Genomic DNA, 22,046 nt, shown 5'->3' with positions numbered 1-22,046 from the left:
GGATGAGGTCATGACCGTTCGTCGCCGCCTCGTCCCCGCGCTGGCGCTCGCCGGCCTGCTTTCGGGCGCGCTGGTCGGCTGCACCGGGGGCGAGGCGAGCGACGACGGCACGGCGCTGCTCACCAACACGTCGGACCGGGACGACCTGCGCGTCGTCGTGCTCGACGGGGACGGCCAGCCGTTCAGGGAGGCCGCCCTGGACCCGGCGTTCCGGTTCGACACGCAGTTCACCGACCGCGAGCGGCAGTGCCTGGTGGCCGGGGACGGCTCGTTCGAGGTGCGCGATGCCGCCGGCACGGTGATCGTCCGGCACGACTTCGCGGACCGCGAGATCTGCGAGCACCAGGAGCTCGAGATCACCGACGACCTCGAGCTGGAGTGGGTCGACTGACCGCCAACGGCCCGTGGCCCCACCAACCAGGGGGCCACGGGTCGTAGGGGTTTCACGCCAGCACGCCGCCGATCATCAGCACGCCGGCCGGGTCGTACGTCCGCCGCGCCCGTCGCAGCCGGGCGAGGGTGACCTCGTCGTACGCGTCGGCGTACTCCTCCGGCGTGAACGTGAAGTTCGGCAGCCGGTGCCCACCCACCCACGGCGCCATCGCGTCGAGGATCGCGGCGGCATGGTCCTCCACGCCCGGGACCTCCGAGATCCCGACGACGAGCAGCGAGTACGCCGCGTCGCGCGAGGCGAAGGCGGCCGGGTGCTCACCCGGCCGGGCGTAGGCGCCGCCGAGCTGGCGTACCTCCACCAGGATCTGCGGCGACACGACACCGGGACCGGTGAGCGCGAGCAGCGCGTCGGCGGCCTCCGCGGGGAACTCGGCGAGCACGTCGGCCGCCTCGTGGGCGGGGGTCGGGTCGAGCGGGTCGGTGTGGACCGAGTCGATCGCGGTGTAGGGCTTGTCGGCCACGTCGTCGAGGATCGCCGGGGCAGCGGCCCGCATCGCGGCGAACCAGCGCTCCCCCTCCTCGGCGGAGCCCGTCCAGACGAAGCGCACGGACAGCGTCAGGCGACCGGCGAGCATCGGCGGCACGCCCTCCATGTCGGGCAGCTGGAAGAGCGCGAACGACGTGGTGCCCTCCTCGGGCAGCTCCGCCGACCACGTGCGCCAGGCGTCGATGACCGCCGGGGCGTCCGCACCGTCGAACCACGTCGAGCCGCCGTAGAAGCTCGGCTGGTCGACCAGGTCGAACTCGATCGCCGTGACGATGCCGAGCATCCCCTTCGCGCCGCGCAGGGCGAAGAAGAGCTCCGGGTGCTCGGTCGGCGTCGCGCGCCGGAGAACGCCGTCGCCGGTGACGACCTCGATGGCGCGGACCTTGTCGATGGCGAGGCCGTGGGTGCGGGCCATCGGCCCGAGGCCACCGCCGGTGGTGTAGCCGACGATCCCGACGTCGGTGATCGAGCCCGAGAGCGGCGCCAGGCCGTACGGCGCGGCGGCCTCCACGACCTTCAGCCACTTCACGCCGGCTCCGGCGCGGGCCCAGCCCTCCTCAGGGTGGATGACCACCTCGTCGAGGTCCTTGGTGGTGACGAGCAGCTCGGTGGTCAGCTCCGCCATCGGGCCGTGGCCGGTGGCCTGCGGGGTGACGCGGAGGCCGTGGCGGGCCGCGAACTGCACGGCCTCGACGACGTCCTGGGCGTCGAAGGCGGCCAGGACGGCGGCCGGCTGGACCGGGACGGCGAGGTTCCACGGCGAGACGAGGGCGTCGTACGCCCTGTCGCCGGGCACCGCGACGGTGCCGATCGTGAGTGCGTCCAGCTCCGCGAACGGTACGGCTGCGGGGCTGGTCTGGGCGATGGTCATTGCTTCCTCCGTTGGGTCGTTGTTGACCCTCCGAAGGTGCACCCGAGCACTTGCGGGCAACTTGAGGGCAACTTGAGCCCTGTCGCGGATTCAGTCGTTCGAGGACGCGCGTGGTGCCACAAACACGCGATTCGGGTCCACAGACTCACGAATCCGCACCAGCCGCTCGTACGCCTCCGGCGCGAATCCCCGTCGCGCGGCGGCCTCGTAGGCCATCGAGAGGTACGACGCGCGCGAGGACCAGGGCGCGAGCGAGTCGAGGATCCGCATGGCGTCCGCGCGGACGGCGTCCCACCCGGTGCCCACGTCGAGCCCGACGCCGAGCACGAGGAACGCGGCGGGCAGGTGGTCGAGCGCACCGCCTCGGGGCGAGGGCCGCGCGAGGGCGCCGCCCAGCTGGCGCAGCTCCACGAAGAGCAGGTTGCTGCCCGACTCGGGGCCGGCGGCCTCGACGAGCGCGTCGACCGCGCCGGCGGGAAAGCCCTCGACGAGGACGCTGTTGGCGTAGACGGCCGTGGGCTCCTGCGGGTCGAGCTGCAGGTGGGCGATGTCAGGCGCGGACATCTCCGCGAACGTGTCGATCTCGGGCTTCAGCGCGCGCAGCGGGGCGATCGAGCGGGCGCCGGTCTCGGGGTCGCCGAGCGCCACGGCGTCGATCATCACCATCTTCCGACCGCGCAGCTGGTCGGGCAGCCACTCGATGTCGGGCACCTGGAAGATCCGCGCGACGCTCGTGACCGACTCGGGCGCGTCGGCCGTCCACTCGCCCCAGCCGGTGAGGACGCGCTGCGCGTGCCGCCAGTCCCACGCGAGCATGCCGGCGTACGCCGTCCGGACCGGCAGCAGGTCGAACTCGAGCGCGGTGACGACCCCGAAGCCGCCGCTGCCGCCGCGGGCCGCCCAGAGCAGGTCGGGGTCCTGGTCGTCGGTGGCCCGCACGAAGGTGCCGTCGGCGAGCACCAGCTCGACGGCGGTGATCGCGCTGCACTGCAGGCCGTGCTGACGGGAGTACCAGCTCACCCCGCCGCCGAGCGATGAGCCGACGACGCCGACACCAGGGCTGGACATGTGCTGTCCGGCCAGCCCGACGCGGCCGGCGCGGGCGACGACGTCGCCCCACAGCACGCCGGCCTCGGCGCGGGCCGTACGGCCGGCGGCGTCGACGCGCAGCCCGGTCATGGCCGAGGTGCGCAGCAGGACGGCGTCGCCGAGCCGGCCCGCGAGCGGCGGGGCTCCGTGGCCGGTGCCCTGCGGCGCGACGCGGAGGCCGGCCGCCGCGGCGGCGCGGACGATCCGGGCGACCTCGTGGGGGTCGGCCGGGTAGGCGACCGCGGCGGGGTGCTCGTCGACCTGGAGGTTCCACGGCATCCGCGCCTCGTCGTAGAGGGGGTCGCCGGGCAGGTGGACAGCACCGCCCGCCAGTGGGCGTAGACCCTCGGCCTGCTGCACCGTCACCACCTCACGATCTCGGCGCTTCAGCATGGTCAGCGGAACTTGAGGATGACTTGAGCCGCCGGTTCAGCCGCTCGACGAGGAGGGCGCGCTCGCCCGTCGGTACGTCGGCGTGGATGGCGTCGCGGACGAGCGGGTTCACGAAGTCCAGCGGGTGCCCGTCGCGGAGGATCTCGCTGCGGGCGAGCAGGTCGAGGGCGCTCGCGACGTCTTCCTCCGAGTGCTGCGAGAGGTCGGCGACGCTCCGCAGGTCGGCCATCGGACCGAGCATCGCGACCGCTCGCGCGACCGTCGTCACCGCTTTGGGCATCCGGCGCAGGCGAAGGGTGACGAGCGAAGTGACCGCGCGCGAGCCCACCGCCCGGACGGTGTCCACGTGGGCCGCGTCCGGCGGGACGCCCTGGTCCGCCAAAGCGCGGAGCAGCTGGCGCAGCAGCAGCGGGTTGCCCGACGTCATCCGGTGGCAGGTCGCGACGAACGCGTCGGCACCGCGACCGAGCCGGTCGGTCACCAGCGCGGCGGTCCCCTGCTCGGTGAGCGGCTCGGGGCGTACGACGGTCACCGTCTCGTCCGCGACCAGCTCGGCGAGGTCGTCGGCTTGCTGCTGCTCGCCGGTGCGCATCGCCAGGACGATGAGGACGGGAAGTCCCTCGAGGCGCCGGACCAGGTAGGCGAGGAACTGCAGCGACGCCTCGTCGCACCGCTGGACGTCGTCGACGCACAACACGAACGGCGCCTCCTCGGCCAGCTGGGTCGTCAGCTCGCACAGCCCTCGGAGCACTGCGAAGCGCTCCTCGCGTTCCAGTAGGTCGTCCACGCCCGCGCCGAACAGCTGCCGGGCCACTCCCCACTCGAAGTCCTGCTCCAGCGCGCTGCTCCTCGCGGACCGCACGAAGACGCCTCTACTGACCGCCAGCCGTCGTAGCTCCTCGAGCAGGCGGGTCTTGCCGATGCCGGCGGGGCCCTCGACAAGCAGGCACCCGGAGGTCCCGTCGGCCAGGTCGTCGAGCTTCTGCCTCAGGAGGGCCATCTCGTCGTCCCGATCGACGAGCCCGTCGGGGGTCCGGGGGCGCGGGAGCAGCGTCACAGGGGGCGTGGTCGGTGCGGGTCTCGGCCCGTCGAGGTCTGGCGACTGGGCGAGGACCTCCGCCTCAAGCGCGCGCAGGGCAGGGCCGGGGTCGACGCCGAGCTCGTCGGCGAGCACCGCTCGCGCCCGGCGCAGCGCCTCGAGCGCGGAGGCCTGGCGATGTGCCCGGTAGAGCGCGAGCGTCAGCAGCCGCCAGCGCTCCTCGCGCAGCGGGTCCTCCTTGACCAGCGCCTCGAGGTCGCCGATGACGAGCTGCGCCTCGCCGAGCTCGAGCCGCGTCGCGAGCAGCCGCTCGCGGGCGACCCCGCGCAGCTCGGTGAGCCGGGCGGCCTCCGCCTCGGCCCACGCCTCCCCGGCGTAGTCGGCGTACGCCGGTCCGCGCCAGGTCCGCAGTGACGTCTCCAGCGTGCACACCGCGTCCCCCGGCGCCTGGCCGGCGGCGGACTCGACGGCCGCCTCGAAGGCCCACGCGTCGACGGCGTCAGGTGGGAGCCGCAGCACGTATCCCGGCCCGGCACGGGCGATGACACCCCCGCGCTGCCGGGCGGTCGCGTCGGGCTCGAGCCGCCGGCGCAGGTGGCTGACGTACGCCTGCAGCGCCCCGGTCGCATTGGCGGGCGGGTGGTCGCCCCAGACGCAGTCGACGAGGTGGTCCACCGTCACGACCTGGTCGCGCTGCATGGCCAGGCCCGCCAGCACGGCGCGCTGCCGTCGCCCGCCGAGATCCACGACCGCGCCATCCCGGGTGGCCGTGAGCTCGCCGAGCACGTGCAGGTTGAGTTCCGGCTGTCCGTCCACCCCATTCCTCGCGTCGCCTCAGTCGAGCGTAGGGCGTCGCTTCGCGGTGTGCCGCCCCGAAATTGGGCACGTGTCCCCCGACCCCTCAAGTCACCCCCAAGTCGTCGTCAAGCCACCCGGGGCAAGGTCGTCTCCTCGACCGAACACCTCAGGAGCCCATCGATGAACCGCATCACCCAGACCATCACCCTGGCCGTCGCCGCCCTCGCCGTGCCGGCCATCGCCTCCCCCGCCGTCGCCGCGCCCAAGCCCCTCGTGGACCTCCGCGGCGCCGACGTCGGCACGTACTCGCTGGACGCGACCGGCACCGCCCACCTGTCCGGCTCCGTGATCGGCGATCCGTTCGACGGCACGTACGTCGCCACGCTGTCCGCCGACGACGGCTCGCTGCCGGCACCCGGATCCTGCGAGCCCGCCACCGGCACCCTCGACGTGACCTCACCCAAGCGGACGCTGCGTCTCGACGCCGTCGGCGAGGTGTGTGGCGAGTACGCGGATGCCACGTACGTCGTCACCCACCGGTTCGTCGGTGGCTACGTCGTCACCGACGCCACGCACCGGAAGCTGCGCGGCACCGACGGCTGGATCTCGCTGATCCTGGCCACCGAGGGACGGGCCAACGTGGAGGCGTTCGACTCCTGAGGCCGACTAGCGCTGCGAGCGCGCCAGCCATGCGGCGGCCTGCGTCCGGTTGTCCAGCCCGAGCTTGCCGAGGATCCGGCTGACGTGGTTGCGCGCGGTGACCGGGGAGATGACCAGTCGTTCGGCGATCTGGCGGTTGGTCAGGCCCTGCGCGACGAGGTCCAGGACCTCGCGCTCGCGCGCCGACAGCGCCGCGAGCCGCGCGTCGTCGTACGCGCCGGCCGGCTCGTCCGGCTTCTCCGGCGCCGGGGTCGGGCGGTGCAGGAGCGTCACCGTCAGGCCCGCGCCGAGGATGACGGCGCCGAGCACGTCCAGGGCGTCCGCCGCCGCCGGCACCATCGAGTGCCCGACGAGGGCGAGGACGGCGAAGCCGAGCGCTCCGGCCAACACCCAGCTCAGGCCCGCCCGATCGGCGGGTCGCCGGAGCCGTACGGCGATCGCGGCAGCTGCCAGCAGCAGCGGCGCCTGCAGCAGCCAGTCGGCCGCTGCGTCCACCCCGCCCGACCAGGACGCCGGCAGCACGCCGAGCGGGTTCGAGTCCCCCTCGACGAGGCTCCATGCGAGGACGCACGCCACCTGTACGCCGAACGCCGCCGCCACGACGGGACGCCACCTCGGGCCCGGCAGGTGGCCATCAGGCAGCAGGACGAGCGCGAGGAACATCAGCGGTACGACGATCGCGCCCGCCCGGTCGACCAGCCACGACGCCCACTCCCCCGCAGACCCCGCCGGCGAGGCCTGCCCGGCCAGCCCCATCGCCGACAGGACGCACGCCGTGGCGAGGAGCAGCCAGCCGACGGGGTTGCGCGGGTGCTCGGTGGCCGCGAGGGCACCCGGCAACCCGAGGGCCAGCGCGACGAGCAGCATCTTCCACAGCGAGCCCTCCGAGCTCGAGGCAAGGGCCGTCAGCACCGCTCCCAGCGTCACCGCCGCAGCGGCCACGACCAGGGCTGGGTGGCGGAGCCTCACCCGGCCAGTATCGGTCCGGCCGCGGTCTCGTGTCCCGGATCTGCCCACTCGGCCTGCGGCATCCGCACCAGCGCGACACCGAGCCACACCAGCGCGACGGCGAGCAGCAGGTGCGGCTCCAGCGGCCCGACCGAGGGCAGCAGGAAGTCCCACACGAGGAAGGCGATGAGCAGCACCAGCGGGGCCCGCGGCAGCGACACGCTGCGCAGCCCGGCGATCGCGAGCAGCATCAGGCCGAGGAAGGAGCCGAGCAGGTGCGGCAGCAGGGCCGTGACCGTCGTGCCGAGATGGTCGAGGAAGCCCTCGTTGAGCGCGACCGCGGAGTCGGTCCCGATCGCGCCCGGACCGACGGTTCCGGCGGCGTACCCCAGCGCGACGACGTTGTGGAACCCCCACATGCCCCACAGCGTGAGCACGATGCCCACCGCGGTCAGCCGCGGTGCCGCCCACCGGGTCACGTTGGCCAGGCCGAGGAGGCCGAGCGGGAGCGCGAGCATGCTGACGAGCAGAGCCGTCTGCTCGGCGGTGTGCACCGCGGGGTGATCGGCGCCCCAGCGGATCTGGGCGCTGAAGTCCGCGAGGTCGGGCGTCAGGAGCTCGCCGACGTACTGGCCCAGGCCGTTGGTGAGTCCCGCCGCGATCAGGCAGGCACCGGCTCCGAGGCGGGCAGCTCGGGAGAGCGGCGGCGACGAGGTGGTCGTGTGTCCATGGGTGAGTGTCATGCCCCGAGGGTGGGCGTCACGACGGCTCCCCCGCATGGTGCATGTGCACCAATTGATGTGCTGACGGGCGCACGATGCCACGATGAGGTGATGGCGCGGTCCCGCATCAGGAGGCTCGTCGTGACGCTCGTGGTCGTCCTGCTCGTCGCCGGGCTGGCCCTGGTCGCCGTCTGGGGTGTGCAGCGGCAGCTGATCTACTTCCCCGACGCGAGCGACGTACCACCTGCCGGGGAGGTGCTCCCGGGCGCTCGCGACGTGACCCTGGAGACGGCTGACGGGCTCGAGCTGGGCGCGTGGTACCTGCCTGCCGACGCCGAGCGTGACACCGGCATGGCCGTCCTGATGGCTCCGGGCAACGGTGGCAACCGTGCCGGCCGGGCCGACCTCGCCCACGCGCTCGGCGACCGGGGGTTCGCAGTGCTGGTCATGGACTACCGCGGCTACGGCGGCAATCCCGGCAGCCCCAGCGAGGACGGGCTCGCCGCCGACGCCGATGCAGCCGTACGTGCGTTGGTCGACCTCGGCCATCCCCTCGACCGCACGATCTACTTCGGCGAGTCATTGGGGACCGGCGTCGTCGCCGGCCTCCAGCAGCGGCACCCTCCGGCCGGGATCGTGCTGAGGTCACCGTTCACCAACCTCGCCGACGTCGGTCGTCATCACTATCCGTGGCTGCCCGTGCGCACGCTCCTCCGCGACCGTCTCCCGGTGCTCGACCCGATCGCCGCCAGCGACGTACCCGTCACCGTGATCTACGGCGACAGCGACGACGTGGTGCCGACCGAGCTCAGCGTGCGGGTCGCCGACGGCGCGCCGGCGCTCGTCGAGCGCGTCGTGCTCGAGGGTGCCGGCCACAACGACGCGGTCATGTTCGGTCCGCGGGTCGCCGATGCTGTCGTACGCCTTGCGCGCGCGGTGGGCTGACGACGGTCGAGGTCATCAGGAGCGCGCGGACGCCCGCCGGAGGTGGGGTCTCCGGCGGGCGTCCTCAGGTCGTGGTCAGCGCACCCCAGCGGCGCGGACCACCTCCTGCGTGACGCGGTTGCCCGCGTCGTCCGAGGCCGTGGCGCGCAGCGAGAGGTGGGCGACCCTCGCTGGGATGCGCACCGTCGCCGACCATGCGCCGACCTTCTCGCGGACGAGCTCGGCCCGCTTCCACGTGGCCCCGTCGTCGTACGACACCTCGAGCGTCGCGTCCGCGACCCTGCCGGCACCCTCGACGGAGGGCGGCTGGAAGGCACGCAGCCCGACCTCCTGCGTACGACCCGTCAAGCGGCCGCCCAGGTCGGTGTCGAGGTCGTAGTCGAGCTGGAGCAGCGGCAGGTTGACCCAGTCGCCCGACTCGCTCGTCTGCGCCCGGAAGTCCCACACCGTCGACGTACGCGTCGCGAGGCGCCAGCCATCGGGGCGGGTCGTGTCCATCTCGAACCGGTAGTCGGACCAGCCGTCGGTGGCCGGCACCTCGCGCTGCACCGCCTGGAAGGGACTCTCGTCGATGAGATCGTCACCGGCGTAGAGACGCGTCACGACGGTCGATCCGTCCTCCATCGAGCCGGTGACACCATCGTCACCGGTGCTCGCGAACGGCACGTTGACGGCGAAGAAGTTACCGCTGCGCCTGGGCTGCCAGTAACCCGGGCCGGTCCGCGGCCGGGCGACCGGCTCGAACCAGCCGAGCGTGCGCTCCTCGCCACGACGGTAGGGCCGCTCCTCGCCGCGCTGCTCCCACCCGCGGACGTCGCGCACGCCCTCGTACCAGGTCGAGCCGGCCTGCGTGCTGACGTAGTCCGTGCGCTCGGTGCCGAGGTGGACCGGCTCGAAGTACTCCATGCACGGCGGCCAGTTCCAGTCCCGGCAGTCCGCCCGGCTCTCGATCGCGAGCCGGCCCTCCTCACCAATGAAGCGGCTGGTGACGGTCGCCAGGTCGCGCTTGGCCGGCGCCCACGCCAGACCGGCGGGGATCTCCCCGTCGAAGGAGCGGACGAGGTCGTAGACGTAGTCTGCCTGCTCGGTGCCGTCGAGCGTGAGGGTCACCGTGCGACCGCGGGCGAGCTTGTCGAGCAGCGGCTGCCCCTCGGCCTGCGTCAGCGTCACGACCGGTAGGTCGGTGCCCCCTGCGTAGGCGACGTAGCGTCCGGACCGGTCGTTGACCACGACCACGAGCCGGGCACCGGCGCGGGCCGCGGTCTCGGCGATCTCGTAGGCCGGCACGGCGTCGGAGCGTCGCACCAGGACCGCCTTGCCACGGACGTCGCGGCCGGTGAAGTCGTCCGGGGTGCCGGTGCCGGCTGCCACGGCATCGAGCCTCGCCACGCCGTCCCAGCGCCGAGCCGAGGGCATGTTGCGCGCGTCGAGCTCGGTGCCGCCGGTGCTCATCGAGAGCAACGGGGCCGTGCGCCGCCAGCGCATGAGGAACTCGTAGCGGGCGCCGGCGACCTCACCGGTCGGCGCGGCATAGACATGGTCCACGGCAGGCGAGACGTCGTACTGGTTGACGAACGCCGAGAACGGGCTGTCGATGCCGGAGTCGTGGACGTAGCCGGGCCGGCGTGCGCCGTCGATGCTCGGCCGCGGGGTGCGCACCGAGATCTCGTTGGCCTTCCGAGCGTCCAGGGTGATCGACCGGTCGGCCTCACCCACGACGACGTGCGGGTCGCCGACGAGCGCGACACCGCTGGCGTCGGCGTCCACGGGAAGCCAGCTGGTGACGTTGTAGATGCCGGGGCGGAGGCGCTGGGTCGGGATCGTGCCGGTCGCCGGGTCGAGCTCGAGGGTGCTGACGAACTGGTCGCCGTAGCGGTACATCGTCACGTAGCCGGCGGCCGGCTTGCCGCCCCGGTCGAGCGCATTGATGTCGAGGTCGTAGCGCTCCTCCTCCTTGACGAGGCCGACGGCGGTCTGGGCGACCTGCTCGCCGGCGAGCGAGGCGACGACGGTGCCGGAGTAGGTCGTCCCCGGCGCGCCGGCGGTCGGCGTGCCGGTCACCGTCACGTCGGCCGTGCCGCCCGCGGGGACGGTGACCTGCTCGGCGGACAGGGTGACCAGACCGTCGGGTGCCGGCGCGAGCGCGTCGTCGGTGACGGCCTCGGAGAGGTCGACCGTGACGTCGGCGTCGGTGAGGTTGGTGTAGGTGATCGTCCGGTCGACCGGGGCATCGTCGTCGGACGGCCACGCGTGGTAGCCGAGCTCGACGCTCGCGGTGGCGACGACATCGCCGAAGGCCGCGGACGGTACGTCGAGGCGACCACCGCCGACCTGGTAGGCCGTCTGGCCGTTGAGCGGCTTGGCCGTGCTGACGAGGGCGTCGCGGATCTGCTCTCCCGTCCAGTCGGGGTGCTGCTGGGCCAGGATCGCGGCGGCGCCGGCGACGTGGGGCGTTGCCATCGACGTGCCCGACAGCGAGACGTACGACCCCTCACCCGGCGAGGCTGACGACCGGGCGGCGAGCACGTCGACGCCGGGCGCGACGATCTCGGGCTTGACGACGGCGTCACCGAGGCGCGGGCCCATGTCCTGGAAGTACGCCCGCTCGTCGGCGCCGTCGACGGCGCCGACGGTGAGCGCGGACTGCGCTGCGCCGGGTGAGCCGATGCCGCTGACCCGGCCGTAGTTGCCGGCGGCGATCACGAAGAGCGCGTCGGTCGACTCGCTGAGCGCGTCGACGGCGAGCGCCATCGGGTCGGTGCCGTCGCTGGCCTCTTGGCTGCCGAGGCTCATCGAGACCACGTCGGCGACCGAGGCGCCCCACTCCATCCCCTCGATGATCCAGGAGGCGGCGCCGGAGCCGCCGTTGTCCAGCACCTTGCCGATCGCCAGGTCGGCGCCGGGCGCGACGCCCTTCTCGCGTCCGTCGGACGCGGCACCCGTACCGGCGACGGTGGACGCGACGTGCGTGCCGTGGCCGTCGACGTCGGTGACCGTCTCGCCGGGGACGAAGCTGCGGGTCTGGGTGACCTGCTCGGCGAGGTCGGGGTGCGTCTGGTCGACGCCGGTGTCGAGGACGGCGACCGTCACACCGGTGCCGTCGAGACCCTCCGCCCAGGCGTCGGGGGCGCCGACCTGCGCGACGGTGTCGGCGAGGCTCGCCTCGACCTTCTCGTCGAGGTGGATCTTCGCGATGCCGCCGGAGAACCGGGCCCTCGACTCGTTGGCGAGGTCGGCCCAGAAGTCGGTCGCGTCCTCCTTGCTGGCGGCGATGGCGGCGCCGTGGATGCTGGTGAGCACGACGCTCTTCTCCGAGTGCTCAGGAGCGGCGGCACTCGCCGCGCGGACGCCGGGCCCGTACTGGACGATCAGCGGGATCGACGAAACCGAGGCGTCGTCGTACCCCTGCTCGACGAGCTCGGTGACGTTGAAGAGGTCGGCGTCGACGCGCCCGTTGGCGAGGAACGGGAGCGCGGCGTCGGGTACGACGTGGAGGTCGCCGCCGATCGTGTGGGTCTGGACGCCGCCGGTGCTGCCCGGCGCACGGTCGATGGAGACTGTGTCCCGGCCGGCGGCCGTGCTGGTCAGGGTGACGACGTCACCGGTGAGGAGCGTGACCGTCGTGGTCTTCGCGATGGCCGGCGCGGCCGTGGCGGGTGCCTCGGCGGCTGGGCCGGCTGCGGCGCTCGGCATCGTGAGCACGGCGGCGGTGACCGCGAGCGTCGCGAGGCCGGCGGCGGCGCCGGGGAGGGAGGGGGACATGTCGTGGGGTCCTTTCCGAGAGGTGAGCAGGCATGAACCTGCCACCGATGAGTACGCTGCTCAATGGCGGAGATACGCCATGACGCATCCCCGCCCCGCTCGCCCCTCACCTCTGCGTCGGAAGGACGGCAGCATGCTCGACGTGCTGGGACTCGATGCGACGGAGGAGGGCGCCTACCGGCGCCTCGTGACGCTCCCCTCGGCTTCCGCGGAGGACCTGGCCGAGGTGATGACGTCCTCGGTCTCGGCCCTGGCCACGGCACTGTCTGCCCTCGAGTCGAAGGGGCTCGTCGCGCGGTCGACCGGCCAGCCCGGCCACTTCGTCGCCTCTCCCCCGTCCCTGGCGTTGGGGTCGCTCATCGTGCAACGCGAGGAGGAGATCCGCCGCGCACAGCTCGAGCTCGGCCGACTCACCGAGCAGTACCGCGGCTCCGTCGCCGACCGCACCGGCGCCGACGTCGTCGACGTCGTCCGCGGTTCGCAGGCGGTGGCCGACCGGTTCGCCCAGATGCAGCGCGGAGCGACTTCGGAGGTCGTCGCCCTCGTGAAGACGTCGGTCGCGGTGGTTACCGCGGAGGAGAACACCGCTTCCGAGGACGTAGCCGTCGCGCGAGGCGTCGCCTACCGGGTCGTGCTCGAACGGTCGGCCTTCGAGCAGCCGGGTTTCATGGGCCGGGTGGTCGACTCGATCTCCGCCGGGGAGAAGGTGCGGGTGACGGACTCACTCCCGCTGCGGCTGGTCATCGCCGACCGGTCGCTCGCGCTCCTGCCCCTCGCTCCGACGGCGTCGAACTCCGGCGGTGGTGCGCTGCTCGTGCACGAGTCCGGGCTGCTGGACGCGCTGCTCCACCTCTTCGACCTGGTCTGGGCCTCGTCCAACGAGGTCGTGCCGTCGTCCTCGGGTGTCTCGTTCCTGGACGCCGACCGCATCGAGGACGTCGACGCGCAGATCCTCACCCTCCTGCTCGCCGGCCTCACCGATCAGGCGATCGGCGGTCAGCTGGGGATGTCCCTGCGTACGGTCCAGCGCCGGGTGTCGGGGTTGATGGACCGGGCCGCTGTCGTGACGCGGTTTCAGCTCGGGCACGAGGCTTGCCGGCGGGGGTGGGTGGGGGTGTGAGGTCACCCGTGCATGTCGTGCCCGACGACATCACCATCCGATTTCCGGACGATTGAAGGGTGCGATCCCGCGTCTTGGGTGACAATGCGAGGCATCCACGATGGTGGGCCAAAGCCGCAACACGTAAACGGGGAACTCATGAGCGCCGCAGCTGAGCAACGCATCTTCATCTCCTACCGGCGAAGCGATTGCCAGTCCCAGGCCAATGGCTTGAACGATGGGCTGCGGCACCGCCTGCCGGAGGCCCGGGTGTTCATGGACATCGACTCGATCCCCATCGGTGCCGATTTCGAGGAGCACATCCGAGGGGAGATCGAGCAGTGCCACGTCGCCCTGATCCTCATCGGGGACAATTGGCTCGACGCACGGCCCGGGTCTGACCTCCGGCGAATCGACGAAGCCAACGACTTCGTCCGCCTGGAGGTCGAGTCCTCGCTCGCAGCCAAGCACCTCCGGGTCATCCCTGTCCTGGTCGAAGGCGCCACGATGCCGACTCCGGACGAGCTGCCCGAGAGCATCCAGCGCCTGGCTCGACTGAACGCATTCGAGATGTCCGACCAGCGGTGGAGCACCGACATCGAGCGTCTGACGCAGCAGCTGCAACAGCTGACCGGCGCCGCCACCACACTCGCTGCCGAGAGCGCCCCAACCATGTCGTTCGCCGACGTGGATGACGCCGCCATCCGCTACGCGATGTCGACGTTGCCTGACAGGTTCAAGACGAAAGACCTGTCCGAGCATCCGGCTGTGCTGGCGACACACACCGAGGTGTCCGAGCTCCGGAACTACCACACCATCATCGGGCGGTACCTGATGAAGCACCGTGCAGCCCTCGGTCTGGATGAGCCGGGGAAGCCGGTCGACAAGCGCGGATCTGTGTGGACCAAGACCAACAGCAGGTCGGACTACGCACCGCCTCCCCCTCGGACCCCGTCTCCGCAGACCTCCACCGCCCCCCCGCCCCGTACCTCCTATCCCGAGCCGCCCGTGCCCGCAAAGAAGGGCCGGAAGGCGCGAACCATGATCCTCTGGTGCGTCCTGACGATGGGGCTCGCCTCGTGGGCCGCCCCGCTGTGGGCGGCGAACCGGCGCCCGTACGACAAGGCGTTCCGCAAGCGCATGCAGGTGCTCGCCGCCATCCTCGGAATCGCCGCGCTGGCCGCATTCGTGCTCGTCGGTTCGGGACCTGAGGACGCCACCGGCACGCCCACCGGGGCCGCTTCTGACGCCGGTGGCACCTTGCTCCTCCTCACCATCGCGGCTGGGGTCGCCGTCGTCCTGATCTTCAGGAAGCCGCAGGTCGCCCTTGCCGGCATGGAGTCCGTCCTGGCCCGCCGCGACAGCCGCGAGCGCTATCGACAGCTGGTCGAGAAGGACCGTCCCCTGGCCAGGTCGATGAACGTCGGCAGACCGGACGTCTCGCGCGACTACGACGACGGCGGACTCGTCGACGTGAACAGCGCGCCCGTGCACACGCTCTCGCAGCACGGTGGACTGGACCACGCCGAGGCTGCCCGGATCGTCGAGCTCCGCGGCCAGCTGGGTCGCTTCGTGAGCATGGACGAGCTGCTGGCGTACGTCGACCTGCCCGAGTCGACTGCCACCCGGTTGCGGGACGTCGCGGTCTTCGTCTAGCGGCCGGCGGGCACGTCGAGGGCATAGCCCACGCGAGCGAGCATCCGCGGGATCGCCCGGATCGCGTCGCGGTCCTTCTCGCGCTCGGGCTCGTCGAGATCGTCCCAGCCGATGATCAACGGGTGGGTCTTGAGCTCCGGATCCTTGGGACCGGACGAATAGGTCCACCCGTCGCGGACCAGGTCGTTCATCCACCGGTCGTGCTCCCGCTTCGCGAGCGTCTCCATTCGCGCGCTGCTGACGGGGATCGCGTCGGCGTCCAGCGGACGCCCCAGGGGCACCAGTCCGGCTCCGAGCTCATTGAGGACCGACCCGACGGCGACGGCGAAGCTGCGATTGGAGTCCTTCAGGCTCTCGGGCAGGTCGTCCCAGCTGACCAGGGACGGGTTGTCCCGGCTTGTGATGCCGCGTAGACGCTCCGCCGCGCAGTAGTCCTCGTGTCGGGCCATGGCCATGAGCTCGATCCAGGAGTGGCCGAAGAAGGACTCCGGCTCCCGGAAGGCAGATCCCGCCGGGACCAGGTGGATCTTGTCGGACACGCCCTTCAGGTCCAGCACAGCCCGCCCTCGGGGAAGGGTCGAGCACACGAACACGTCGGTCACATGACGTTCTCCTGCGACGGCCAGTGCCGCGCTCAGCGCCGTGCCGTCCGAGCCCTCCCGGCATACCAGACCAACGGCGCACGAAGCGGGGACGTTCGCCGCGGTGCTGATGAGCGACTCCAGCCACGGTTGCGTGGCGAGCAGTGGGTCCACCACGGCGGAGTACGTGGCCGGGCTGACGTGCACGATCGCGCGTGCCCCCTCTGCGAGTCGTCTCTGGCACCACCGTACGAGGACCCGTTGAGCGAGACCGCCCTCACCGGAGAGGTGCACGACCGGGGCCATCATCTCGAGCGACCGGTCCACGACGTCGATGAAGGCCAGGGCTTTGCGGTCGTCGGCGTGGAAGAAGTCGAACGAGCCGGAGTCGCTGGCCTCCTCCACCTGGACCCGTCCCAGCACCGACCAGAGCGACTCGTCATCGATCGCCGCATGGACCGTCGTTGCGTCGCTGACCATGTGTGTGAGCACTTCGCAGACTTCGACGTTGATCGAGTCGTGTCCCGTGGTGACCACCACTTGCTGGGCGGTGTCGACTCGACACCGCCGCAGCTGACCGGGTTGGCGGGCATCTCCGATGATGACCACCGCACCGCGGCTCTGCACCTCGGCAAGCGCTGGGTGCGCCGGGTCCGCCTCGAGCACTACGACCTTCTGGTCTCGCTCGCGCAGGGCACGAGCGAGCTCGGTCCCGGTCTCGCTGAGGCCGATGAGCACGACGTGGTCCCGGCCGCGCCACCGGAGGATGGCCCGGCGGATCTGCTGCCCGGCCACCGCCAGGACTGCCGCGAGCGTTGCGGCTGCGAGCGAGAGTGGTGCGGTGAACCGGGCAATGTTGAGGGCCACGGGCGGGTCGTCGAGATCTGTCTGCGTCTCCATGAAGAACAGCTGGATCGCCCCGAAGGCGGCGTCGGTCCGTGACATCGACGCGTCGGCAAGGCTCCGGTACCCGACGTAGCCGAGCAACAACGACAACGGGATGAGGATGACTCCCAGCCACACGCTGACTCGGTTGAGCGTTCCCATCAAGTCCCCCTCGTCGAGCCACTGGCCGGCTGCGTGATCACCCTAGAAGCACTGGGACCGGCAGCGGGGGCGATCCAGAGGAGCCGTGCGTGCGGGTCGTGCCCGCTGGCCGAGGCGAGCCGTCCCTCCCAGCACCCGGGACACATTCACCGGCCGTCAGCCGACCTGGAACCGGATGGGCGCGTGGTCGGAGATTGCTCCCTGGGCGACGCCGTCCTCGGTCCAGGAGTCATCCACGGCAGCTGAGCGGACGAGTCGAGCGACAGCCGGCGTCGCCAGGGCGTGGTCCAGCTGGAACGACGCGCCGCCGGGAGCGAACTACGTACGCCGTTCTCCGCTCCACCCGCGGTGGAATGGGAGCTCGAGAATGCCTCCTGCCCGGACCCGCTCGTGTCACCTGGCGCCCCACTGACCGCTGTGGGTGTCATCCCACGCGAGGCACTCGTTGAAGTCGCCGACGGCGAGCACCTCGTAGTCGCCCGCCAGCAACCGACAGGTTGCGACAACCATGTCCGAGTCCCACAGCGTGCCTTCGCTCCGACCTGCTCGGGCGTCGCGCGCAATCGGCAACACACCATGCCCAGGAGACGTCGTGGGCCTCCTGGAGGACCGGCCGACCCACGTCGACTTGTCCGCATCGGAGACCGGGGACGGGCTCGCATGGACACTCAGAACAGCGACTTCCCTCTCGAGCCCACGAATGGCCAGCTTCCGGCCAGCGACGTAGGACCCGTGATAGTCCGCAGTGGGCAGGTCCAGCGGGCCGAGATCTTCCACCTCGCGCCAGAGCAACGCCGAACGCACGCGGTATCTCGGCCCTTCCGTCACCGAGACATCCCAGCCTTCGGTCCTCCATGCATCCAGCCACTGGTCGTTCGGTACCTCCTGGGCGAACACGAGGTGCGGCTCTTCTAGACGACGCACTCGCTCGGCCCACTCGACCGCAGCAGCCTGTCGGGCTGGGAGGACGCGTGAGGGAGACGCGCATCCGAGGTTTGCAGAAACGGCTCTCAACTCCATGGCCGGCTCCTTCTACTCGTCGTCGTCCAGCTCGACCTCGTCCGACGCCTCGGCGTGCAGCTCGTCGAGCGTCTCCCAGAACGCATCGATCCTGATCGGGAACTCGAACCCGACGCCTCGTGTCCCGAAACGCACGGTCAGCTGCTTGCCGTCGAGCAGCGCTTCTGCGTCGAGCTCGTAGTCCTCCGAGATCAAGTCACTGAGCTGCTCGAGCGTCGTGGTGTCGGCCGCCGACATGAGGGTGGCGAGGTCGGCGAACTCCTCCAGCTCGCGCTCGCCGGTCACATTCGCGTGGCCCTCAGCGCAGCGACGGCTGGCATCGTCAGCGGACGGCGAGACCCCCACGGGAGCGAACGGGTCATTCGCAGGCATCACAGCGTCCACCCACCATCGCAAGGAAGTGCGTCGAGCAGAGCTCGTTCGTCTGAGCCTGGGTGGCCTTGGGCCGGCCGCCCTCGTATGCAGTGCCTGCCTCGCTCTTGTCGACGGCTGCGAGGAGAGTCTGCACCGCGAGGTCGCGGGTCCCCATGTCGCTGAGGGCGTCAGCATCGATCCGGACGAAGCCGGTCTCACCGTTGGTCTTGACCAGCTTCCAGCCACGGGAGCGGTGCAGCTTCTCAGCCATGCCCGGACTGACTGCGACGTCCACGTACGTCTTGTGGAAGTAGGCCGACACGTTTCCCCACACGGCGGGCCGCACGGCGACGTACCCCTTGCCCGGCGGGTCCGCGGTGATCGATCGTTGTGAGGCGACTTCCCGCACCAGGCGTCGCATAGGCTCCAGGACCGCGTAGTGATCGAGGCCGACGACGATCTCGGCCGGGGTGAAGTCCTGTGCCTCAGTCATCGATGCCTCCGTACCGGAGCACGTACTCCTCGCTCGTCACGTGCGGGTCGAGGAAGACGGCCGGGTCGAGGCTCACGAACCTTCCGGGCACCCGCAGCAAGGACTGCCAGACTTCGCTGACGGTTGCCCCACGACCCCGAAGAGACGGCGAGACGTAGGACCGCTGGTACGCCGCATTCTCCGGAGAGAGCACGTGCACGACCGTGACGACGTCCGCCTTGACCCTGACGTCGCGCTCCATCTCCCGAGCGAGAAGCTGTTGCCGCACGAGCTGGTAGATGGGCTCGTGGAAGAGATCGGTCAGCTCGACGCCGTCAACGGCGATCGGACCGTCCTCGCTCTGCAAGGCTCTGGTGTAGCGACTCGAGCGGGTGGCCTTCTTGCGGTCTGCACCGCCGTCGGCCGTCGGGTAGGTCTCGGTGAACTTCCACTCGACAAGAGCGAGCGCGTCGCGGCCGTTGCCGTCGACATACGCGAACGCAGCGTCGACACTCGTCGACTGCGAGCCGCGCGTCAGTACGCCCGCCTTGCCCTCCCCGAAGTAGTCATGCAGTCCGACGAACTCGAAGGTGAGGCATCTACCCTTTTCAGCCGGGTCGATCTCGCCGAAGTCACGAACCTCGCCGATTTCGAGCACGCGGCCGAAGGCCGTCCTGATCCGATCCGGGTCCGCCATCATCTGACCGAGCGCGTTGACGCACTGGACCTGCGACGACCGCAGGTGGTTGGTCGGCCCTCCGTGGATGGACTGGTGCCAGGCGATCTCGTGCTTCTCGAACAGCTCGAGGGCCATGTCCCTCACCTCCGGCAGCAGGTTGTGGCTGGCGTACGCCTCCGGCAGGGCGTAGTCCACGTCGTACGTCCCTCCCCACCCACGGACCGCGCCTGGTCCCCGCGCCTCGTCAGGCAGCGCAGACGTGTTGTGCTTCCAGTGGACCGCCCGCTCGTTCGACTCGCGCGCATAGTTGCGCCGAGCGACCGGTCGGCCGTCAGGGAGTCGGGACTCGTCGAGCGGGATCCACTCGCCGATCAGGTTCACCTCGTAGATCTCCACCGGCTCGACGCCCATGTCGGCCGCGCTGAGGACGTCGCGCACCTTCAGCATGCGGCGCACCATCTCCGGCGAGGCGCCTCGCTGCAAGGCCACGACAGGGGTCACCCGCAGCTGGTCAGGGAGTGCGACCTCGAGCGGAGGCGCCAACCGCACCGCGTGGCGCTGGGCCAGCATGCCCCGCAGGACGTGGGCGGGTCCGTCGGCGCCCGTGTCGTCGAGGTCGATCCACCGCTGCAGGATGCGGGCGTACATGACCGCCTGAGCCGCGACCCAGGCGATGCTGCCGACCGCGAGCGGCTTGACCTCGACTGCCAGGACTCGCCCGGCGTGGTCGATCGCGAGGGCATCGCACTCGTTGCCGAGCTTCGCAGGCACCCCGCCGAACCCCAGGTCCGCTTTCGCGAGCGCTTCCAGGATCGGGCGCTGGCACTCCTCCATGAACTGCTTCTTGAACGCCGCGTCTCGGAACGAAGGAGTGACCTCGCGATCCAGGACGATCCGCTCACGCGACCGGTGGGCGGCGACTGCGGCCTGGACTGCACCCTCCTTCGTGCCGTGGGACCGCGCAGCCATGGGGATGACCCGATCGAGGTAGAGCTCGACGTCCGGCCAGATCGCGGCCAGCTCGTCAGGCGTCCTCAGGGCGCTCCAGCCCGGGTCGAACTTGCCGTTCTGCTGGTGCGTCTGGTGGACCTTGAGCCTCAGCTTGCCGGACTTGGCGTGGTGGACATCAAGGACCGACGTCAGTCCCACGTAGAGCGACACGTGTTCGGCCTGCGTCTTCACGTCCCTGCGGAAGCGGAGGTCGAGCGGAAACAAGGCGCTCTTGGCATAGACCGCCAGGGAGGCGAGCACGCCCCCCGGCAGCAGATGCGCCAAGAACCCTTCCGACAGGCGCCGGTCGTATCGCACGTCGAAGGCACTGGTCTTGCTCACGGTGTTTCCCCTGTGTCGTCATCACTCGCCGGCGCTTTCGCAAAGCGTGACCGGTCAGTCCGGCTCACGGTGACGGATTGATGAAATCTGTGGCGCAATCTCATCTCGAGTCGCCTTCGGCCGCCGCGCGATCGTTCCTGTCCAAGGTTCTGAGCGCGTCGATGAGGAACGCCCGGGGCCTCGCCGCAGGCAGGGCCGCTACCACGGCGGTCACGGACTCCTCGAGCGAGTGGCCGTCGAGCATCGCGATGCGCGCGGCCACGGTCGGCGTACGACTGTGGGCCGCAACGCAGTGCAGGAACACCCGCTTGCCCTCGTTCCTCAGCCGCAGCACGGTCCTTGCGGCGTCGTCGATGACGAAGGCGACGTTGGGGTTGTCCTCCGCGACTGTGTCCAGGAGACGTACGGCGTGACTTGCGACATGGTCGGGGACCTGCCTGGTCCCCACACGACACAGGCTGACCACCGCGTCGATGTCCTCGGGCAGGTCGTCGAGCGGCAGCGCGCCGCCAATCCAGACACCGTCCACCAGCGGGTGCGTGACATACGTCGACTCGCCTCCGTAGCCGCGGTAGTCCATGCGCTCGCAGAGCGGCCAGTCGTCGCGGCCGCGCGTGCGACCGCCCTGGACCGTGGTGGTCGCCAGGGCGACCAGCGAGACGGCACCTTGGTCGACGCCCCATCCGTGGAGCGGCGCCTGCCACTCCTGGGGTACGGCGCTCGCTCCCCAGCGTGCCCCGAGCAGCGCCCCTGCGATCGCGGCCACCGTGTCGGTGTCGTTGCCGATCCCGATCGCTGTGGCGAGCCCCTCCTGTAGGTGTCGGCACGGCATGTCCTGCGGCTCGGGCGTGTGCCGGATCGCCGACCAGGCGGCTTGCAGAGCGCCGACGACCCATCCGTTCTGGTGGAAGTGGCCCGGCTCCTTCGCGTCGGCTTCGGCGAGCACAGCAGCCCAGTCGTGGACAGTGTCGCCGAGCATGGGCAGGACGTCGCTGGCGTCGGGGAACCGCCCGTCCAGCACGGCGTGCCGGATCGCCAGACACCAGAGTGCAGCACCTTCCCCGGCGATCGGGTCGTGGTGGGTCAGTGCGCTGACCGCATTCGCCGCGGCGACGAGCGCCACGGGGTCATCGAGGTGTGCCAGCGCGACCGTGACAGTCCGCATCAGCGACCCGTTTCCCGCCGACCGTCCACCGAGCTGAGCGTGGACGAACCTGGCCGCGTCGGACATCGTGCGCCCCGTGGCGTCGCGGCCGGCGCGGCGCAGCACGGTGCCGGTCTGGACGCCCACGTCGTCCGGCCCGCCGGCGTACCATTCGGCGAAGCCGGCTGCGATCGCGTCGAGGGCCTCCTCGGACCGCAGGTCCGCTCCCGTCGCCGCGACCCGAGCGATCGCGACGGCCTGGGCGGTGTCGTCCGTCCACTCGCCAGGAGCGAAGCCGCCGAGGCCACCACCGATCATCGCGGGCCACCCGCCGTACGGCGCCGACCCGAACTCGTAGCCGGCCCCCAACGCGTCGCCCACCGCGGAGCCCAGGAGCGCACCGACCGCGCGGTCGAGCTGGGCATTGTCGAGTCTCATTGCGCACCTCCCAGGAGGGATGCCCGCCTCAGCCCCTCCACCTCGGCCGCATTGTGA

The 22,046-nt window shown here is 71.2% G+C and carries 17 protein-coding genes; 5 read left to right on the top strand and 12 right to left on the bottom strand.

What is annotated here, in order from left to right:
- The first annotated feature begins 10 nt into the window (after nt 1-10).
- Nucleotides 11-391, top strand: a complete 381-nt coding sequence (locus tag JOD65_RS06730; RefSeq protein ID WP_191193160.1) for a hypothetical protein — start codon at nt 11-13, stop codon at nt 389-391.
- Between the two features lie 52 nt (nt 392-443).
- On the opposite strand, the gene JOD65_RS06725 is transcribed toward JOD65_RS06730, so the two are convergent.
- From JOD65_RS06725 to JOD65_RS06715, 3 genes are all read right to left on the bottom strand, one after another.
- A complete protein-coding gene (locus JOD65_RS06725) occupies nt 444-1,811 on the bottom strand; it encodes an FAD-binding oxidoreductase (RefSeq protein WP_191193161.1) in 1,368 nt (455 codons plus the stop codon).
- A 90-nt stretch (nt 1,812-1,901) separates the two neighbouring features.
- The gene (locus tag JOD65_RS06720) at nt 1,902-3,266 is read right to left on the bottom strand and encodes an FAD-binding oxidoreductase (RefSeq protein WP_204810986.1); all 1,365 of its coding nucleotides are present in this window, start codon (nt 3,264-3,266) and stop codon (nt 1,902-1,904) included.
- A 4-nt stretch (nt 3,267-3,270) separates the two neighbouring features.
- A complete protein-coding gene (locus tag JOD65_RS06715; protein WP_191193163.1) occupies nt 3,271-5,148 on the bottom strand; it encodes an ATP-binding protein in 1,878 nt (625 codons plus the stop codon).
- 162 nt (nt 5,149-5,310) lie between these two features.
- Here JOD65_RS06715 and JOD65_RS06710 point away from each other — a divergent pair, with 162 nt between their 5' ends.
- The gene (locus JOD65_RS06710; protein WP_191193164.1) at nt 5,311-5,790 is read left to right on the top strand and encodes a hypothetical protein; all 480 of its coding nucleotides are present in this window, start codon (nt 5,311-5,313) and stop codon (nt 5,788-5,790) included.
- Nucleotides 5,791-5,796: 6 nt separating this feature from the next.
- On the opposite strand, the gene JOD65_RS23930 is transcribed toward JOD65_RS06710, so the two are convergent.
- Entirely contained in the window at nt 5,797-6,759 is a 963-nt protein-coding gene (locus JOD65_RS23930) for a LuxR C-terminal-related transcriptional regulator (RefSeq protein WP_307820987.1), read from the bottom strand.
- Entirely contained in the window at nt 6,756-7,481 is a 726-nt protein-coding gene (locus JOD65_RS06700) for a hypothetical protein (protein WP_191193165.1), read from the bottom strand. The genes JOD65_RS23930 and JOD65_RS06700 overlap by 4 nt, the downstream gene beginning before the upstream one ends.
- Nucleotides 7,482-7,571: 90 nt before the next feature.
- On the opposite strand from JOD65_RS06700, the gene JOD65_RS06695 reads away from it, so the two are divergent.
- Complete coding sequence (locus tag JOD65_RS06695) at nt 7,572-8,405, top strand: alpha/beta hydrolase (RefSeq protein ID WP_191193166.1); 834 nt, start codon at nt 7,572-7,574, stop codon at nt 8,403-8,405.
- A 75-nt stretch (nt 8,406-8,480) separates the two neighbouring features.
- Here the strand turns inward: JOD65_RS06695 and JOD65_RS06690 are convergent, their stop codons facing one another.
- Nucleotides 8,481-12,167 carry a S8 family serine peptidase gene (locus JOD65_RS06690; RefSeq protein WP_191193167.1) on the bottom strand — a complete coding sequence of 1,229 codons (3,687 nt, stop codon included), beginning with the start codon at nt 12,165-12,167 and terminating at the stop codon, nt 8,481-8,483.
- Nucleotides 12,168-12,300: 133 nt separating this feature from the next.
- Between JOD65_RS06690 and JOD65_RS06685 the strand changes: the two genes are divergently transcribed.
- Both JOD65_RS06685 and JOD65_RS06680 read left to right on the top strand, forming a co-directional pair.
- Complete coding sequence (locus JOD65_RS06685) at nt 12,301-13,287, top strand: helix-turn-helix domain-containing protein (RefSeq protein ID WP_191193168.1); 987 nt, start codon at nt 12,301-12,303, stop codon at nt 13,285-13,287.
- Nucleotides 13,288-13,371: 84 nt separating this feature from the next.
- Entirely contained in the window at nt 13,372-14,922 is a 1,551-nt protein-coding gene (locus JOD65_RS06680) for a TIR domain-containing protein (RefSeq protein WP_191193169.1), read from the top strand.
- On the opposite strand, the gene JOD65_RS06675 is transcribed toward JOD65_RS06680, so the two are convergent.
- The 6 genes from JOD65_RS06675 to JOD65_RS06650 all read right to left on the bottom strand — a co-directional run bounded on the left by JOD65_RS06675 (nt 14,919) and on the right by JOD65_RS06650 (nt 21,989).
- Nucleotides 14,919-16,550 carry an NAD-binding protein gene (locus JOD65_RS06675; RefSeq protein WP_191193170.1) on the bottom strand — a complete coding sequence of 544 codons (1,632 nt, stop codon included), beginning with the start codon at nt 16,548-16,550 and terminating at the stop codon, nt 14,919-14,921. The genes JOD65_RS06680 and JOD65_RS06675 overlap by 4 nt on opposite strands.
- A gap of 393 nt (nt 16,551-16,943) precedes the next feature.
- Nucleotides 16,944-17,570, bottom strand: a complete 627-nt coding sequence (locus tag JOD65_RS06670) for a hypothetical protein (protein WP_191193171.1) — start codon at nt 17,568-17,570, stop codon at nt 16,944-16,946.
- A gap of 12 nt (nt 17,571-17,582) precedes the next feature.
- Nucleotides 17,583-17,855 carry a hypothetical protein gene (locus JOD65_RS06665; protein ID WP_191193172.1) on the bottom strand — a complete coding sequence of 91 codons (273 nt, stop codon included), beginning with the start codon at nt 17,853-17,855 and terminating at the stop codon, nt 17,583-17,585.
- 73 nt (nt 17,856-17,928) lie between these two features.
- A complete protein-coding gene (locus JOD65_RS06660; RefSeq protein WP_191193173.1) occupies nt 17,929-18,417 on the bottom strand; it encodes a hypothetical protein in 489 nt (162 codons plus the stop codon).
- On the bottom strand, nt 18,410-20,407 hold the full coding sequence (locus JOD65_RS06655; protein WP_191193174.1) for a PGN_0703 family putative restriction endonuclease: 1,998 nt from the start codon (nt 20,405-20,407) through the stop codon (nt 18,410-18,412). Before JOD65_RS06655 ends, JOD65_RS06660 begins: the two co-directional genes overlap by 8 nt.
- 100 nt (nt 20,408-20,507) lie before the next feature.
- On the bottom strand, nt 20,508-21,989 hold the full coding sequence (locus tag JOD65_RS06650) for an ADP-ribosylglycohydrolase family protein (RefSeq protein WP_191193175.1): 1,482 nt from the start codon (nt 21,987-21,989) through the stop codon (nt 20,508-20,510).
- Between the last annotated feature and the right edge of the window lie 57 nt (nt 21,990-22,046).

This window comes from Nocardioides cavernae, from assembly GCF_016907475.1.
Lineage (GTDB): Bacteria > Actinomycetota > Actinomycetes > Propionibacteriales > Nocardioidaceae > Nocardioides > Nocardioides cavernae.
This window is presented reverse-complemented; position numbering and strand designations above follow the sequence as displayed.